Annotated in this window: 15 protein-coding genes; 7 read left to right on the top strand and 8 right to left on the bottom strand. The window is 71.6% G+C overall.

Annotation, left to right across the window (positions count from 1 at the left end; all coding sequences use genetic code 11):
* Positions 1-216: 216 nt before the first annotated feature.
* The gene (locus ACLJWH_RS05670; RefSeq protein WP_411140465.1) at positions 217-1,146 is read left to right on the top strand and encodes a universal stress protein; all 930 of its coding nucleotides are present in this window, start codon (positions 217-219) and stop codon (positions 1,144-1,146) included.
* A gap of 38 nt (positions 1,147-1,184) precedes the next feature.
* Here ACLJWH_RS05670 and ACLJWH_RS05675 read toward each other — a convergent pair whose 3' ends face one another.
* On the bottom strand, positions 1,185-1,790 hold the full coding sequence (locus ACLJWH_RS05675) for a GNAT family N-acetyltransferase (RefSeq protein ID WP_411140875.1): 606 nt from the start codon (positions 1,788-1,790) through the stop codon (positions 1,185-1,187).
* A 185-nt stretch (positions 1,791-1,975) separates the two neighbouring features.
* On the bottom strand, positions 1,976-2,638 hold the full coding sequence (locus ACLJWH_RS05680; RefSeq protein ID WP_411140466.1) for a DedA family protein: 663 nt from the start codon (positions 2,636-2,638) through the stop codon (positions 1,976-1,978).
* A gap of 403 nt (positions 2,639-3,041) precedes the next feature.
* Between ACLJWH_RS05680 and ACLJWH_RS05685 the strand changes: the two genes are divergently transcribed.
* Positions 3,042-3,713: a superoxide dismutase family protein gene (locus tag ACLJWH_RS05685; protein ID WP_411140467.1), complete on the top strand. Its 672-nt coding sequence runs from the start codon at positions 3,042-3,044 to the stop codon at positions 3,711-3,713.
* Between the two features lie 164 nt (positions 3,714-3,877).
* Here the strand turns inward: ACLJWH_RS05685 and ACLJWH_RS05690 are convergent, their stop codons facing one another.
* Both ACLJWH_RS05690 and ACLJWH_RS05695 read right to left on the bottom strand, forming a co-directional pair.
* A complete protein-coding gene (locus ACLJWH_RS05690; protein ID WP_411140468.1) occupies positions 3,878-4,357 on the bottom strand; it encodes a DoxX family protein in 480 nt (159 codons plus the stop codon).
* Positions 4,358-4,623: 266 nt separating this feature from the next.
* Positions 4,624-5,268 carry an HNH endonuclease family protein gene (locus ACLJWH_RS05695; RefSeq protein ID WP_411140469.1) on the bottom strand — a complete coding sequence of 215 codons (645 nt, stop codon included), beginning with the start codon at positions 5,266-5,268 and terminating at the stop codon, positions 4,624-4,626.
* A gap of 199 nt (positions 5,269-5,467) precedes the next feature.
* Between ACLJWH_RS05695 and ACLJWH_RS05700 the strand changes: the two genes are divergently transcribed.
* Positions 5,468-6,226, top strand: a complete 759-nt coding sequence (locus ACLJWH_RS05700; RefSeq protein ID WP_411140470.1) for an ABC transporter permease — start codon at positions 5,468-5,470, stop codon at positions 6,224-6,226.
* Between the two features lie 228 nt (positions 6,227-6,454).
* Positions 6,455-7,036, top strand: coding sequence for a TMEM165/GDT1 family protein (locus tag ACLJWH_RS05705; RefSeq protein WP_411140471.1), 582 nt, complete (start codon positions 6,455-6,457; stop codon positions 7,034-7,036).
* Positions 7,037-7,072: 36 nt separating this feature from the next.
* Here ACLJWH_RS05705 and ACLJWH_RS05710 read toward each other — a convergent pair whose 3' ends face one another.
* On the bottom strand, positions 7,073-7,735 hold the full coding sequence (locus ACLJWH_RS05710; protein ID WP_411140472.1) for an HAD-IA family hydrolase: 663 nt from the start codon (positions 7,733-7,735) through the stop codon (positions 7,073-7,075).
* A 499-nt stretch (positions 7,736-8,234) separates the two neighbouring features.
* Between ACLJWH_RS05710 and ACLJWH_RS05715 the strand changes: the two genes are divergently transcribed.
* Entirely contained in the window at positions 8,235-10,307 is a 2,073-nt protein-coding gene (locus ACLJWH_RS05715) for an MFS transporter (protein WP_411140473.1), read from the top strand.
* Positions 10,308-10,312: 5 nt separating this feature from the next.
* On the opposite strand, the gene ACLJWH_RS05720 is transcribed toward ACLJWH_RS05715, so the two are convergent.
* Together ACLJWH_RS05720 and ACLJWH_RS05725 are read right to left on the bottom strand one after the other, a co-directional pair.
* Complete coding sequence (locus tag ACLJWH_RS05720; RefSeq protein ID WP_411140474.1) at positions 10,313-10,924, bottom strand: GNAT family N-acetyltransferase; 612 nt, start codon at positions 10,922-10,924, stop codon at positions 10,313-10,315.
* 235 nt (positions 10,925-11,159) lie between these two features.
* A complete protein-coding gene (locus tag ACLJWH_RS05725) occupies positions 11,160-11,486 on the bottom strand; it encodes an antibiotic biosynthesis monooxygenase family protein (RefSeq protein ID WP_411140475.1) in 327 nt (108 codons plus the stop codon).
* 200 nt (positions 11,487-11,686) lie between these two features.
* On the opposite strand from ACLJWH_RS05725, the gene ACLJWH_RS05730 reads away from it, so the two are divergent.
* A complete protein-coding gene (locus ACLJWH_RS05730) occupies positions 11,687-12,214 on the top strand; it encodes a PH domain-containing protein (protein WP_411140476.1) in 528 nt (175 codons plus the stop codon).
* Positions 12,215-12,349: 135 nt separating this feature from the next.
* Here ACLJWH_RS05730 and proP read toward each other — a convergent pair whose 3' ends face one another.
* Positions 12,350-13,876, bottom strand: coding sequence for a glycine betaine/L-proline transporter ProP (proP, locus tag ACLJWH_RS05735; protein ID WP_411140876.1), 1,527 nt, complete (start codon positions 13,874-13,876; stop codon positions 12,350-12,352).
* 821 nt (positions 13,877-14,697) lie between these two features.
* Between proP and ACLJWH_RS05740 the strand changes: the two genes are divergently transcribed.
* Positions 14,698-15,699 carry an aldo/keto reductase gene (locus ACLJWH_RS05740; protein ID WP_411140477.1) on the top strand — a complete coding sequence of 334 codons (1,002 nt, stop codon included), beginning with the start codon at positions 14,698-14,700 and terminating at the stop codon, positions 15,697-15,699.
* The last annotated feature ends 19 nt before the right edge of the window (positions 15,700-15,718 follow it).

Consider the following 15,718-nt stretch of genomic DNA (forward strand, 5'->3'; position numbering starts at 1 on the left):
GTGGTTCGAACCCTTCCCCCGGTCGCCGCCACGACGGGACGCCGGGCCCGGCCGCGGGCGGGCCCGGCGGCGCGGTGGGACGGTGGGGCGGGGAGATGACGGTTGACTCTACTCCGTACCGGGGTGGGACTTTCGTCCTTTGTCTCCGCACCCGGATGGGAGCAAGATGGAGATTGCTGATCAATAACGCACACTGCTGGTCGCATGGAGGCATACATGGACAACCTTCCGGTCATCGTTGCAGTGGACGGGTCCGCGGACAGCGAGCGGGCGTTGCACTGGGCGGCGGAGGCCGCCCGGCTGCGGTCCGCGCCGATGCAGGTGGTGCATGTCTGGCCGTACGTCACGTCGGCGCGGGCCGCGGCGGGGACCGGCGATCCGGTGCTGGACGAACTGCGGGCGAAGCTGGCGGCCGAGGCGGTGGATCTGCCGGAGACCGAGTTCCGCAGCCTCAGCGGACTGAGCGACACCCAGCTGCCCGCGCTCGGCGCCGAAGGGCAGCTGCTCGTACTGGGCTCACGCGGCCGCGGCGGCTTCACCAGTCTGCTGCTCGGCTCCAACGGTATGGCCTGCGCCGCCCAGTCCAGCTGCCCGGTCGTGGTCGTCCCGCGCCCGGACCGCGGCGGTACCGAGCGCGGTGCGGACGGCGAGGCGGTACGCCCGGCCGTCCGGCAGGTCACGCTCGGCGTCGACGCGACCTCGGACGAACCCGGCGCGATCAGCTTCGCGTTCGCCGAGGCGAGCCGCCGGGGCGCTCGGCTCAAGGTCGTCTCCGGCTACTCCTGGCCGATGCTGACGCCGCCCGCCTTCGAATACGTCGCGGTCTACGAGGCGTCGCAGCAGGAGTACGAGGACGCGCTCGGCAAGCAGCTGGCGGACGAGCTCGCACCGCACCGCACGCGGCATCCGGAGGTCGAGGTCGAGGTCGAACTGCGCAACGCCGACGCCGCCGGACAGCTGGTGGAGGCGTCCAGGACCAGCGATCTGGTCGTGGTCGCGCGGCACCGCCGCCGGCTGCCGGTCGGCCCGCGCCTCGGCTCGGTGGCACACGCCGTCCTGCTGCACGCGGTCTGCCCGATCGCCGTGGTGCCCGAGGGCACGGGGACGGGCGGCGACAAGCGGGGCGCCGGGAGCGCCGCAGGCTGAGGAGCGGCGACCCCGTACGCCCTTTCGACGCCCCCGCGTCACTCGATGCCGAACGCTCCCGCGTAGCGCACCGTGCCGCGCGGGGGCGTCGAGCCGTCCAGGGACAGGGCCAGGAACGCCTCGTCCGGCCAGGGCTGCGGCGGCAGGATGCCGAACCGGGGGGCGGCCGGTTCGAAGCCGAACCGCGGGTAGTACGCCGGATGGCCGAGCACGACGGCGGTCCGTTCGCCGGCTGCCCGCGCCGCCGCCAGCAGCGCCCGGATCACCGCACCGCCCGCACCCCGCTTCTGGTACTCGGGCAGTACCGCACACGGGGCGAGCGCGACGGCGGGTATGCCGTCGATACGGCAGCGCGTCAGCAGGGCGTGCGCGGCCACGGTGCCGTCCGGCGCGGTGGCGACGTACGACAGTCCGGGCAGCCAGGCCGCCGGGTCCTGGCGCAGCGCGTCGACGAGATCCGCCTCGTCGGCCGACCCGAAGGCGGCGAGATTGACCCGGCGGACGGCCGGGATGTCCTCGGCCGCCTCGGGACGGGGCTGCCAGGCGCCGATCCCGGCCACCGGACCGCCGAGGTCGCCCGGCGTGCCCGGGGCGCTCCGCTTGCGCTGTTCGCTCGGATCGGTCGGGTCGGGGGTGTCGCTCATCTCGTTCATCTCATGCATCGTCGCATCGGGGTCTGACAACCCGCCATGCGATTCTCCGGCTGACGGCTGACGACGTACGGACGACCGACGGCGTACGCGACGACTGCCGGCAGCAGGGGTGCCGCAGACGGCGGAAAAACCTGCCGCGGCCCTGCGCCACGACGACCTGCCGCGGCTCCGCGCGGTCAGTGGGCGGCGTGGCGGTCCGGGCGGCGCATCAGGAAGACCGCCGCGGAGCCGGCGGCGAAGAGGGCGAAGACCGAGAGAGCGGTGCTCACCCAGGAGGAGCCGAGCCACTGGCCACCGAAGTAGCCGAGGCTCACGCTGTAGGCGGCCCAGGTGACGCCGGCCAGCGCGGACCACGGCAGGAACTCGCGCACCGTACGGTGCGCGACACCGGCGCCCAGGCTGACCACCGAGCGCCCCGCGGGTGCGAAGCGGGCCAGTACGACGATGCCGCCGCCCCCTCGGGTGAGTGCCGTGCCAAGGCGCTGCTGGGCCGCGGTGAGGCGGCGGGAGCGGCCGATGGCCCGGTCGAAGCGGTCGCCGCCGCGCCAGGCCAGCCGGTAGGCGACCATGTCGCCGAGCACCGAGGCGGTGGCGGCGCACAGCACCAGGGAGAACATCTCCGCGAGATCGGCGCCGCCGTGTACGGACGTGCCGGCGCCGACGCCCCCCACGGCACCGACCGCACCGGCGGCCGTACCCGTGCCGGCCGCCGCGGTGGCCGCGGTGATCACGAGGACGCCGCTCGGCAGGATCGGGACGAATACGTCGAGAACGATCGAGACGCTGACGACTACATAGACCCAAGGAGTGCTACTAAGAGCCCCCAGGTTTTCCCACAACGTCCCACTCCAGGTCCGAACCCCGCCGCGACGTCGCTTGGGGCGGCAGGGGCGGCTGTACAGCCATACAGCGTACGCCGGGGTTTGTGGGCGGTATGTCCTGGGGTGGCAGGTGTAGTGCGCATCACGGCCCCCGAGCGATCACCGAACCACCTGGCGGCCAGGTATCCTCCCCGCCCTCTGCCTGCCCTTCTCCGGTCTCCCCGTCCCCCTCTTCCCTTCACCCTCGCCTCTCCCACTCACCCCTTCCGCACCAGGTCCGTCACCTTTCGTCCGTCGCTTGTCACCCGTCTGCGCGGTGCGGTGTGCCGGGCGAGCGGGAACGGTATGGGCGGCATGGTCGGAGGCGCCGCGCGAGGCGGCCCGGGACGGAGGACGGTCGATGGTGGCAGGACGGACAGCGATGCGGACAGTGGGGCCGGCAGCGGGAACGTTCGCCACCGCGCTGGCGATGGCGGCGGTGACAGCGATGACGGCCGTACCCGCGGTGGCGGCCGTGCCCACGGCGGGGACCGTGCCAGGGGACGCCGCCCCCGCGGCCGTGCGGAGCGACGACGGCCGGTCGCTCTGGTTCTTCGCACGCGGCCGCTTCGCGCCGCCCGGCGCGTTCGTCCGGCCCGACGCCGTCACGTACAACCGGGATCTGGTGCCCGCGGGGGCGCGGATCACGGTCTCCGAGTTCGCCGCGGGGCGGTCCACGCTGGTGGGGGTGAAGGTGGGCGGGCTGCGACCGGGGCACACCTACGGCGCGCATGTGCACACGAAACCGTGCGGTGTGCAGCCCGCGGACTCGGGGCCGCATTACCAGGACCGCAAGGATCCGCATCAGCCGTCCACCGACCCGGCCTATGCCAACGCGGAGAACGAGGTGTGGCTGGACTTCACCACGGACGGCGAGGGAAACGGCGCCGCGCTGTCCCGGCATCACTGGCGGTTCCGGGAGGGCGAGGCGCGGTCCGTCGTCATCCACGAGCACCGGACCGCTACGGGGCCCGGCGAGGCGGGCACCGCGGGCGACCGGCTCGCCTGCTTCACGGTGCCGTTCGAACAGCGCCGTGACGTGGGCGAGCGCTGACGGCAGGCCGCCGCGGAGACGCCCGCACGGCCCGTACGGCGAGTGCGCCGTACGGGCCGTGCGGGTGAGGGGAGGAGGAGGGTGGGGGAGAGGACCGGGAATGTACGAGGCGGTGGAGAGGCCCTGACGTCGCCGGATGCCGGGCGGCTGTCCGCGTCCGGGTGTCAGGCGGCCGTCGGCTGGCGGCTGTCGGCGGCGGTCTGCTCCGGCTCGCGCTGCCGGTCGCCGAAGAAGAGGCCGTCCAGCGACCAGGTGCCGGGGCCGATGAAGACGATCAGCAGGAAGGCCCAGCAGAACATCACGGACAACTCGCCGCCGTTCTGGATCGGCCACAGCGCTGTGCCCTGGTGGCTGGAAAAGTACGCGTACGCCATCGACCCGGAGCTGAGGAACGCCGCCGCCCGGGTGCCGAGGCCGAACATGACGAGGATGCCGCCGGCGAGCTGGATGACGGCGGCGTACCAGCCCGGCCAGCTGCCCGTCGGGACGGTGGAGCCGTTGCCCATGGCGCCGCCGAGGACGCCGAAGAGCGAGGACGCGCCGTGGCAGGCGAAGAGCAGGCCGATGACGATGCGGAAGAGTGCGAGCGCGTGCGGGGCGGCTTTCCCGGTGAGCTGGGCGCCGGGTGTGAAAGGAGCGGGCATGCGGGGACTCCTACGGTTTCTGGGGCGGACGGGAACCGCTGGAGCCCAAGGTTAGGTGAGCCTAATCTGTACTTGCAAGTTCAACTGTTGGCCATTTTGTGTCGCCCACCCGAAGAGAGCGCTGTCCGCGGTGGTACCCGCTGCCCGTCGCCCGCCGTCCGGGTGGTCCCGGCCGGCGGGCGCGCCGGATCGAATCGCCGGGGAGCGGGGCGGGCCCGCCCGGGGCCGGTTCGTCCGAGGTGCGGCCTCAAGGGAGGGCCGGCCGCTCAGCAGGCGTCGAGGATCTTCTTCAGTGCCGCCTTCTCCGCGGAGTCCGCGGTCAGGTCGTAGACATGCTTCACCCACACCCACATCCGGGCGTACTCGCAGTGGTACGAGGTCTTCGGCGGCAGCCACTTCGCCGGGTCCTTGTCGCCCTTGGCCCGGTTGACGCTGTTGGTGACGGCGATCAGCTGGGCGTGCGTCAGGTCGTTGGCGAACTCCCGGCGGTGCGCGGTGGTCCACTTCGAGGCGCCGGACTTCCACGCCTCCGAGAGCGGTACGACGTGGTCGATGTCCAGCTTCGAAGCCTCCGTCCAGGTCGCGCCGTCGTAGGCCGAGACCCAGGTGCCGCTCACCGCCGCGCAGTCGTCGTCCGTCTGCACATCGGTGCCGTCGCGCTGGAGCACCACCTCGCGGGTGTTGCAGTTGTCCCCCTGGTCGATCCAGTGCGGGAACTTGGCGCGGCTGTAGCCGTCGCCCGAGCCCTCGGGCTGCTCCGTGATCTCGGCGAGGTAGGTCCGGGCGGTGGCCGCGGACGGCGGGCTGGGCGGCGCCGCCTGGGCGGTCTGGCCGTTCAGCACCAGGGTGCCGATCAGGGCCACGGACGATCCCGCGGCGACCAGGACTCGACGCGCGTAGAGCCTTGCCATCGAAACTCCCTTGAAGTGGGGGGAAGTTGACGTGCGGTGGGAACCCATGCTGGCGATATGGGGTTGCCGGTGGATGGGCACCAGGTAACAGAGTGGCGACATGCTCACGTCAGTTCAAGGGGCTGACGTGGTGCCATGTGCGTGTCGGAGCACTTCGGTTGGGGCACTCCCGCGCGCACGCCCCCTTTAGAGTGAGTGAGTGCTGCTGCCGGTCAACGCCACCCTCGGAGTCGTCCTCGCCGTCCTGCTGGTCGTCGCCGTGGCCGTCGCGGCCGTGGCGCGGCTGGGCCATGCCCGTGCCATCGCGCTCGCCGGACTGCGCGCGGCCGCCCAGCTGGCCGCCGTCTCCTACCTCATCGGCTGGGTCGTCGGCGCGCTCCCCTGGCTGCTGTGTTTCCTCGCGCTGATGTTCACGGTGGCGGTACGTACCGCGGGCCGCCGGATCACCCGGAACCACACCTGGTGGTGGACCGCCGTGCCGATCGCCGTCGGTGTCGTCCCGGTCGTCGGTGCCCTGCTGCTGACCGGTCTCGTCCCGCCGCGCGGCATCAGCCTCATCCCCGTCGTCGGCATCCTCATCGGCGGCGCGCTGACCGCCACCGTGCTGGGCGGGCGGCGCTCACTGGACGAACTGGAGGCCCGGCGCGGGGAGGTGGAGGCGGGTCTCGCGCTCGGACTGCTGGACCGTGAGGCGCGGATGGAGGTCGCCCGCCCGGCCGCCTCGGACGCGCTGCTGCCGGGGCTCGACCAGACCCGGACGGTGGGGCTGGTCACCCTCCCCGGCGCGTTCGTCGGGATGCTGCTGGGCGGCGCCTCGCCCGTACAGGCCGGTGCGGTGCAGCTGTTCGTGCTCGTCGCCCTGCTGGTGGTGCAGGCGGCGGCGTGCGCCGTGGTATTGGAGCTGGTCGCGCGCGGACGGATCCACCGCGTACCCTTGGTGGCAGCAGAAGGGGAGTAGCTCTTCGCCGGACCGCCGACATCATGCCGACCGTCGCCCGACCACCGTTTCGGTGGAGCGCGTGCCACGCGCTGAGGCGTACGTGGTCGGCCGGCGCCCGGAGGCTCGGGACCGCGTTTCACGCGTGCGGGCCGGCGAGACCTTCGGCCGCAGTGTTCGACGCTGCCGTGCCGAAGTGAAACCTTCAGTCCCTCGGTGCGGCCCGATCGATCGAGGTATCCAGCCCCCGTGTTCAGCATTGCCGTCGCAGCCGTCGTCTTCGGCGTCGTCTTCCTGGCCGAGCTGCCCGACAAGACCGCCCTCGCCGGTCTGCTGCTCGGTACCCGCTACCGCGCGTCCTACGTTTTCGCCGGTGTCGCCGCGGCCTTCCTGATCCATGTCGTGCTCGCCGTCGCCGCGGGCAGTGTGCTGACCCTGCTCCCGCACCGGCTCGTCCAGGCGGTGGTCGGGGTGCTCTTCCTGGCCGGTGCGGCCGTCCTGCTCTTCAGGAAGGGCGACGGCGAAGAAGAGGTGAGGAAGCCCGCCGGCCAGAGCTTCTGGAAGGTCTCCGGGGCGGGCTTCACGATGATCCTGGTAGCCGAGTTCGGCGATCTGACCCAGATCATGACCGCGAACCTCGCCGCCCGTTACGACGACCCGCTCTCCGTCGGCGTCGGTGCCGTCCTGGCCCTGTGGGCCGTGGCGGGCCTGGGCATCCTGGGCGGCCGCGCGCTGATGCGGCGCGTACCGCTCAAGCTGATCACCAGGATCGCGGCCTGCGTCATGATCGTGCTGGCGGGCTTCAGCCTGTACGAGGCGATCGCCGGCTGACGGGCGGTCGCCGGTCCGGCAGGCGTACCTCGCCCCTCAGGCGGTGATGTGCAGCGCGATGGTGCCGTCGGGCAGTGCCTCGACGCGGATCTGGGTGAGGTCGCGTACGTGCGCGGTGGGCGCGAACTCCGCGGCGCGGTCGCCGACGCCGACGACGCGCATACCCGCGGCCCGGCCGGCCGCGATGCCCGCCTCGGAGTCCTCGAAGACGATGCAGTCCTCGGGGGTGTGGCCCAGCTCGGCGGCGCCCTTGAGGAAGCCCTCCGGGTCGGGCTTGCTGGCGCTCACGCTCTCCGCGGTGATCCGTACGGACGGCATGGCCAGCCCGGCCGCGGCCATCCGCGCGTCGGACAGGGCGATGTCGGCGGAGGTCACCAGGGCGTGCGGGAGTGCGGCGATGGCGTCCATGAAGGCGGGCGCGCCGGGGACCGGTACCACGCCGTCCGTGTCGGAGGTCTCCTGCTCCAGCATCAGGCGGTTGTCCGCCATGTTGAGCTCCATCGGGCGGTCGGGGAGCAGCGCGGCCATGGTGGCCCAGCCCTGCCGTCCGTGGACGACCCGCAGGACCTCGTCCGCCGGCAGCCCCTGCTCGTCCGCCCAGCGGCGCCAGCAGCGCTCGACGACGGCCTCGGAGTTCACGATCGTGCTGTCCATGTCCAGCAGTAGTGCGCGGGCGGTGAGCGTGGTGGTGGCCGTCATCGGCGGGCTCCTGGGCGCTACGAGCAGAAAGTGGCGTGGGACGAGCAAAAAGAAACAAGTGGCCCCGCCCGCCGGTCAGGGAGTACGGGCGGAACCACTTTGTTCCTACACGATACAAAAAGGTGAGGGGTCCCGACAACTGGGTACGTTTCGGCGGCCGACGACCGGGCTCGGCGGCCGACGACCGGGCTCGGCGGGCGGCGGACGGGTGACGCGGCACGGCGGCCGGGAGCGGCGCCCGACCGGGGCCGCCCGGCGCGGCCCGCCCGGCCGCCAGGAGCCTGGCCGGCGCCCCGCGACACCCGCACGGGCACTTCCGGGACGTCCGGCACCGTCCCCGCCTCGCGGATGTCCGGCGGGCGGTGCGGGCGCGCGGCACCTCTCGGCGGGCCGTTTCCGGCGGAAACATTCAGGATGGAAGGAAAACCTCGAAGGGCGGGCCGGCACCCGCCGGTGCTCCGGCACGGCGTCCGGCCGCCCGGAAGAGAGGGAGACGCACATGGCGCAGGACATCGGCGCTCCGGCCGTCCCCGGTGAGGGCCGGTCCCGGCGGACCGTCCTCGTCGCGATCGGCGCGCTGCTGCTCGGCTTGCTCATCGCGGCGCTCGACCAGACCATCGTCGCCACCGCGCTGCCCACGATCGTCAGCGATCTCGGCGGCCTCGACCACCTCTCCTGGGTCGTCACCGCCTACCTCCTGGCCTCGACGGCCGCGACTCCGCTGTGGGGCAAGCTCGGTGACCAGTACGGCCGCAAGAAGCTCTTCCAGACCGCCATCGTGATCTTCCTGATCGGCTCGGTACTGTGCGGTATCGCGCGGAGCATGCCGGAACTGATCGGGTTCCGGGCGCTCCAGGGCCTGGGCGGCGGTGGCCTGATCGTGCTGTCGATGGCGATCGTCGGCGACATCGTGCCGCCCCGGGAACGCGGTAAGTACCAGGGCCTCTTCGGCGCGGTCTTCGGCGCTACGAGCGTCCTCGGGCCGCTCCTGGGCGGCCTGTTCGTGGACCAGCTCAGCTGGCGCTGGGTCTTCTACATCAACGTCCCCATCGGCGCCGTCGCCCTCGTCGTCATCGCCGCCGTGCTGCACATACCGGTGCACCGCACCCCGCACCGGATCGACTACCTCGGCACGGTCCTGATCGCCGCCGTCGCCGCGGCCCTGGTCCTGATGACCTCGCTCGGCGGGGTCACCTACCCCTGGGGCTCCTGGCAGATCGTGGGGCTCGGCATCCTGGGCCTCGTCCTGCTCGGCGCGTTCATCCTGGTCGAGCGCCGGGCCGCGGAACCCGTACTGCCACTGCGCCTCTTCAGGCTCCGCACCTTCTCGCTCACCGCCGTCATCGGCTTCGTCATCGGCTTCGCGATGTTCGGCTCGATGACGTATCTGCCGACGTTCCTCCAGGTCGTCCAGCGGATCTCGCCGACGCTCTCCGGTGTGCACATGCTGCCGATGGTGCTCGGCCTGCTGATCGCCTCCACCGGCTCCGGCCAGATCGTCAGCCGTACCGGCCGCTACAAGATCTTCCCGATCGCGGGCACCGCCGTCACGGTCATCGGTCTGCTCCTGCTGCACCAGCTCGAACCGGCCAGCGGCGTGGGCGTGATGAGCATCTATTTCTTCGTCTTCGGCTTCGGGCTCGGCCTGGTCATGCAGGTCCTGGTGCTCATCGTGCAGAACGCCGTCAGCTACCAGGACCTGGGCGTGGCCACCTCCGGTGCGACGTTCTTCCGCTCCATCGGCGCCTCGTTCGGCGTCTCCATCTTCGGCACGATCTTCGCCGGCAAGCTCGGTCCCCGGATCGCGGACGCCCTGGTGGGGCAGCCGCTGCCGCCCGGCATCACCCCGTCGAGGATCGCCGAGGATCCGCGGCTCGTCGGGCAGCTCCCGCCCGGACCGGCGGCCGGCGTGCTCAACGCCTACTCCACCTCGATCACCGATGTCTTCCTCTACGCGGTCCCGGTCGTCCTCGTGGCCTTCGCGCTGGCCTGGTTCCTCAGGGAGGAACCACTGCGCGGCAGCGTCACCACGCCCGACACCACCGAAGTGCTCTCCTCCAACCCCGTCGAACGCTCCTCCCGCGACGAATGCGCCCGCGCGCTGTCGCGACTCGGCAGCCTGGAGGGCCGCAAACACATCTACGAGAAGATCACCGAACGGGCCGGTCTGGACCTCAGACCGGCCGCGAGCTGGCTGCTGCTGCGCATCCACCGCTACGGCTCGGTGGAACCGGGGCTGCTCGCCGAGCGCACCATCGTGCCGCTCGGCGTGATATCCGAGGGCGTCCGCCAGATAGAGGAACGCGGCCTCGCCGTACGGGAAGGGCTGCCGCTGGTGCTCACCGACAGCGGCCGGGAGACGGCGGCGCGACTCTCGCTCGCCCGCCAGGAGTCGCTGGCGGCCATGCTGGGCGACTGGTGGACCGAGGAGCGGCCCACGGACCTGACCGAACTCGTCCAGGAACTGTCGGCGGAGCTGTGCGGCTCGGACGAGGAGGAACCGCACGACGGGGACGCCCGCCGCCCCGCGCCCCGCGCGCCGAACCCGCCCGGATCCCGCGAAGTGAGGTGAGGCGGCTACCCCCGCCGCCGCTCCCCGCCGAACGTCTCCTGCCCGGTCCCCGATCCGGTCTGCACCGAGGTCTCCGTCCCGCGCTCGCTCCCGTTCTCCCGCGCGATCCGCTTCTCGAAGAAGATCTCCGCGTACGGGTCGTCGTCGTGGTACGGAGCGATCTCCTGGTAGCCGTGCCGCCGGTACAGCGCGACGGCCTCCACCAGATCCAGCCGGGTGTCCAGCCGGATCCGGTCGGCGCCCATCCCGGCCGCGGCCGTCTCGGCGGCGCTCAACAGCCCGCCCGCGCCGCCGAGTCCACGCCTGGCGGCCCGCAGGAACACCTGCTTGAGCTCCGCGGTCCGCGCGTCCAGCAGCCGCACCCCCGCGCACCCGGCCGCCACCCCGCCGTACCGGGCCACCAGCAGCACGCCATGGGGCGGTGCCAGGTGGCCGCTCGGATACTCCGCCACGCCCTGTTCGATCTCCGCCGCGGTCGAGCGCCGCCCCTCGTACAGCTCGTAGTAACGGTCGGCGACCTCGGTGTAGTACTCGCGCAGCAGGTCCCACGCCTCCGGCGAGTCGAACGGCTCGGCGGCGACGGTCCAGGGGGGAGGGAGGGCGGCGGCGACATTCATGGCGACATTGTGGGCGGGGGCGAGGCGCCGCGGGCAAGCGGATTTCGGCGACCGGCCGCGGCACCCGCTGCGAGATCACTTCCTCGCGGGCGACGTGGCTGCACGCCCCTCGTGTGCCTGGCCGTCCGGACCTTGGGCGGGTAGCGGAAGAACGCGTAGCGCCGTACCGGATCGCCGGGCACACAGCGGGCCGGGGCGGCAGGAAACCCTGCCGCCCCGGCCCGTCGTGAGGTGCTCAGCCCTGCTTGGGGCCCGCCTGCTGCACGACCTCGAACGACCACAGCGTGGAGCCGGACGCGGCGGGTTTGGGACGCTCACCGCCCTCGGCACCACCCTGGTGGGCGGCCTTCATCGGGCCCTCCATCCACGCCTGGAAGGACTCCTCGTCGCGCCAGCGGGTGTAGACCAGGTACTGGTCGGTGCCCTCGACGGGCCGCAGCAGTTCGAACCACTCGAAGCCGTCGGAGCTGTCCACCGATCCGGCGCGCGCCCCGAAGCGCTTCTCCAGGACCTCCCGCTGCTCGGCGGGGACGGTCAGTGCGTTGATCTTCACGATGCTCATGACGACCATCGTGCCGTATGGGCGAAACGGATGCCGGACCGGCGTCCTGATCTCGATCGCGCGTCTCGCGCGACAAGGGCCGGACCCGAATTCCGCGCACATCACTGCCACGAATGACGCGCTTCGCGGCGCGGGTGCTCAGGTAGCCGGCCTCGCCCCTCCGGCGCAATCCGGCCGGAGCATAAGGTGAAAGCGTGCAAATGATCGAATACCGTGCCACATCCCGCGCGTGGCAATGGGGCGCCGTGGCCTTCGTTGTCATCGGGGGGATACTCCCGACGTGTTTCCTGTTCTTCGGCCTCGGCTGGGATGAATACCTCCACGGCATGGGGGAGCCACGCAGTAGCGCGGCCAGGCAGTGGACCTTTCTCTGCACCGGGGGGCTGGTCATGCTGCCCGTCTCGCTCGTGGCCTACCACTGCACCTCCGGGCGGACATACGTCAGCGCCGAAGGCATCCGGACCAGGACGCTGCTACGGCGGCGCTTCATCCCCTGGCGCGAGATCAAAAGCATCTATGTCGATGACGACACCAACGTCAACTACGGCAGAGGCCACCGTGGTTCCACGTACCGGATCAGGCTGGATCTGGCGAATGACACGTACGTCTACTTGCCCGCACCGCTACGCCAGGATTTTGACTCCGCGCTGGAGGCGGTGAAGGGCGAACTCATTCACCGCTGGAAAGCGGCGAATGCTTCTGTTCCGCTGCCGACCTCGCGGAGTTGACCGTCCACGGTGCCCGCGCGCTCATCGCGGCGGAAATCGGCTCTCTCGGGTGAGCGCGCACCAGTTCGCGCGAGTTCGTCGAGGCCAACTGGCCAGCACAGGGGATACGGCCCACCACCCGGCGGCCCACCGCCCTCAGGCCACCGGTCCGGCCCCGGTGGCGCCGCGTGACGCGCGGATGAGCTCGCGGGCCTCCGCCTCCGTCTCGACGGCCGGCGGCGATCCCGGCAGCGGTTTGCGGGCGCTCTCGGACATCAGCAGGACGGCGATACCGCCGATGACGGCCGCGGCCATCATGTAGTACGCGGGCATCATCCGGTTGCCGGTCGCCCCGATCAGCGCCGTGACCACCAGCGGCGTCGTACCGCCGAAGAGCGAGACCGAGATGTTGAAGCCGATCGACAGCGAGCCGTAGCGCACCTTCGTCGGGAAGAGCGCGGGCAGCGCGGACGGCATCGAGGCGGTGAAGCAGACCAGCAGCAGGCCCAGCGCGGCCATGCCCAGTCCGATGGCGAAGAGCGACCCCTGCCGGATCAGCAGCAGCGCGGGTACGGACAGCAGCAGGAAGCCGGCGCAGCCCGCCGCGATCACCGGGCGGCGCCCGACGCGGTCGGTCAGCCGCCCCATGAACGGCTGGACGCACATCATCAGGACCATCACCGCGAGCACGACCAGCAGCCCGTGTGTCGCGTCGTACTTCAGCTCCGAGGTCAGATAGCTCGGCATGTACGACAGCAGCATGTAGTCGGTGACGTTGAAGACCAGCACCAGCCCGACGCACAGCAGCATCGCCCGCCACTGGCCGAAGATCATCTCGCGGATACCGATCCGCCGCTCGGCCTCCCGGCGCTCCTTCTCCTTCGTCCGCGCCTCCTGCTCCAACCGCGCGAACGCCGGGGTCTCTTCGAGCCGCAGCCGCAGATAGAGGCCGATGATGCCCATCGGCCCGGCGATCAGGAACGGGATGCGCCAGCCCCAGGAGTTCAGGGCGTCGGTGGAGAGCAGCGCGGTCATCAGGGTGACCAGGCCGGCGCCGCCGACATAACCGGCCAGCGTGCCGAACTCCAGCCAGCTGCCGAGGAATCCGCGCTTCTTGTCGGGCGCGTACTCGGCGATGAAGGTGGAGGCGCCGCCGTACTCACCGCCCGTGGAGAAGCCCTGCACCAGCCGGGCGGCCAGCAGCAGGATGGGCGCCCCGACACCGATCGAGGCGTAGGACGGGATCAGGCCGATGGCGAAGGTGCCCGCCGCCATCATGATCATGGTGATCGCAAGGACCTTCTGCCGGCCGATCCGGTCGCCGAGCGGCCCGAAGAACATGCCGCCGAGGGGACGTACGAGGAAGGCCGCCGCGAACGCTCCGAACGTCGACAGCAACTGCGCGGTCGGGTTTCCGGACGGGAAGAAGACATGTCCGAGGGTGACCGCGATGTAGCTGTAGACGCCGAAGTCGAACCACTCCATCGCATTGCCGAGGGCGGCCGCCGACACCGCGCGCTTGACCATCGCGGGATCGACGACGGTGACCTCGCCGGACGTCCGCTCCTCCAGGCCGGGTGCGGTGTTCTCGGTACGGCTGCCACCGTGGGTACGGGGCCCGGGTGCGACAGGGGACTTCGTCGGCACGTGTTCGCTCGCCTGCGCTCTCTTGGACGACTGCATGACGTTGCCCGCCATGGCGCGGCGGGGCAAAGGACGACCATAGGGGCAGACCGGTTCATCACGGACAGTATCCGGCTGACCGCGCAATCATCCGTATGCCCGCTCCTTACAGGGCAAACGTCCCTTCGCAAGGGTTTCCGCGGAACTCGCGCCTGTGACCCTTATCGCGGTGGCGGCCCGCAACCGTGCCCCGCTGTGACCGGCCGCACACGCCTTCGTGCGGTTGCCCGGCGGCGCCGCTGCCGACGGCTGAGCACGGCCGTCGGCAGGGAAATCAGCACGGAGGACGGTACGGAAAGCGGTACGGAGGACGACACGGAAAGCGGCACGGAAGCCAGCACGGAAACGGCACGAAGAACGGCACGGAAGCCAGCACGGAAACGGCACGGAAAACGGCGCGGCGGTCCACTGCACCGCCGCGCCGATGGATCGTCGCGTTCCTCAAGGATCGGGCACCCCGGCCCGCCCCGCCACTCGGACACCGCCCGTGCCCCGGCCCCACGCCCCCGCTCATGGGCGTCGCTCCCCACCGTCCGCGGCAGGGACCGAACCGTACGAGCTCCCGCCCGCCGCGCCGGCGAGTACAGAAGCTGTCGCTGCGTGTCGCTACCTGTCGTGCAATCGCCAATCCGCTCAAATCCGGGGCGCGTTCGCTCCGTTACGCTCACCTCCACGTCAGCGTTCTGTCTCTTTCACAGCTCTGTCGCTGTCGCTGTCGCTGTACGGAGCATGTGGGGAAGGAAGGTCATGGGGAGCACAGCTGAACCGGTCGGTGTCCGCCGGCGCAGGCCCGGTGTCCGCGGCAGCGAGGGCGGTGGCCGGTGAGGACGCGGCGGCTCGGACGCGCCGGTTCGGCGGAGGTGTCCGCGATCGGCCTCGGCTGTATGGGGATGTCGGTCGCGTACGGGCCCGCCGACGCGGACGAGGCGCGGCGCACCCTCGACCGCGCCGCCGCGCTGGGCGTCACCTTTCTCGACACGGCGGACGCCTACGGGCGCGGCGCCAACGAGGAACTCCTCGGCGGCTGGCTGCGTGACCGGGGGCGCCGGGCCGATGTCTTCCTGGCGACGAAGTTCGGCCTGCGGCACGACGCCGCCTCGGGGCGCGTGGGCGAGGTCGACACGTCACCGGAGTATGTACCGGTCGCCTGCGACGCCTCCCTGCGGCGGCTCGGTGTCGAGCGCATCGATCTCTACTACGCCCACCGCCGCGACCCCGGCACCCCCGTCGAGGACACCGTCGGTGCGATGGCGGACCTGGTGGCGGCGGGCAAGGTCGGGCATCTCGGCCTCTCCGAGGTGAGCCCCGCGACGCTGCGGGCGGCGCACGCCGTGCACCCCATCAGTGCGGTGCAGCTGGAGTACTCGCTGTTCACCAGGGAGGTGGTGGAGGGCGAGATGCTCGCCACCTGCCGGGAGCTGGGGATCTCCGTCGTGGCGTACTCCCCGCTCGGCCGCGGCATGCTCGCCGGGGCGCCGGCCTCCTGGGACGAGCTCACCGAGGCGGACAACCGTCGGCGCTGGCCGCGTTTCTCGTCCGACAACATCGAGCGCAACCTCACGCTGGTACGCGAGGTGCACCGCATCGCCGCGGACATCGGCTGCACGCCCGCGCAGGCGGCGCTCGGCTGGCTGCTGGCCCAGGGGGACGACATCGTGCCGATCCCGGGGACGAAACGGGTGCGGTACGCCGAGGAGAACGCCGCGGCGGTCGAACTGGCACTGACGGCCGCGCAGACCGGCCGGCTGCGGGCGGCGGTGCCGGGCGCGGCGGTGGCCGGGGAGCGCTATCCGGCGCAGGCGCTGCGCCGACTGGGCCACTGACCTGCGGCCGGTCCCGGCG

The organism is Streptomyces sp. x-80, assembly GCF_046549095.1.
Classification (GTDB): Bacteria; Actinomycetota; Actinomycetes; order Streptomycetales; family Streptomycetaceae; genus Streptomyces; species Streptomyces celluloflavus.

Bases quoted from the DNA above. Each gene is read 5' to 3' on its own strand.
- ACLJWH_RS05725 (WP_411140475.1), bottom strand. From the start codon at position 11,486: ATGAGCATCGTGAAGATCAACGCACTGACCGTCCCCGCCGAGCAGCGG.
- ACLJWH_RS05670 (WP_411140465.1), top strand. From the start codon at position 217: ATGGACAACCTTCCGGTCATCGTTGCAGTGGACGGGTCCGCGGACAGC.
- ACLJWH_RS05730 (WP_411140476.1), top strand. From the start codon at position 11,687: ATGATCGAATACCGTGCCACATCCCGCGCGTGGCAATGGGGCGCCGTG.
- ACLJWH_RS05695 (WP_411140469.1), bottom strand. From the start codon at position 5,268: ATGGCAAGGCTCTACGCGCGTCGAGTCCTGGTCGCCGCGGGATCGTCC.
- ACLJWH_RS05685 (WP_411140467.1), top strand. From the start codon at position 3,042: ATGCGGACAGTGGGGCCGGCAGCGGGAACGTTCGCCACCGCGCTGGCG.
- ACLJWH_RS05710 (WP_411140472.1), bottom strand. From the start codon at position 7,735: ATGACGGCCACCACCACGCTCACCGCCCGCGCACTACTGCTGGACATG.
- ACLJWH_RS05720 (WP_411140474.1), bottom strand. From the start codon at position 10,924: ATGAATGTCGCCGCCGCCCTCCCTCCCCCCTGGACCGTCGCCGCCGAG.
- ACLJWH_RS05715 (WP_411140473.1), top strand. From the start codon at position 8,235: ATGGCGCAGGACATCGGCGCTCCGGCCGTCCCCGGTGAGGGCCGGTCC.
- proP (WP_411140876.1), bottom strand. From the start codon at position 13,876: ATGCAGTCGTCCAAGAGAGCGCAGGCGAGCGAACACGTGCCGACGAAG.
- ACLJWH_RS05675 (WP_411140875.1), bottom strand. From the start codon at position 1,790: ATGAGCGACACCCCCGACCCGACCGATCCGAGCGAACAGCGCAAGCGG.
- ACLJWH_RS05690 (WP_411140468.1), bottom strand. From the start codon at position 4,357: ATGCCCGCTCCTTTCACACCCGGCGCCCAGCTCACCGGGAAAGCCGCC.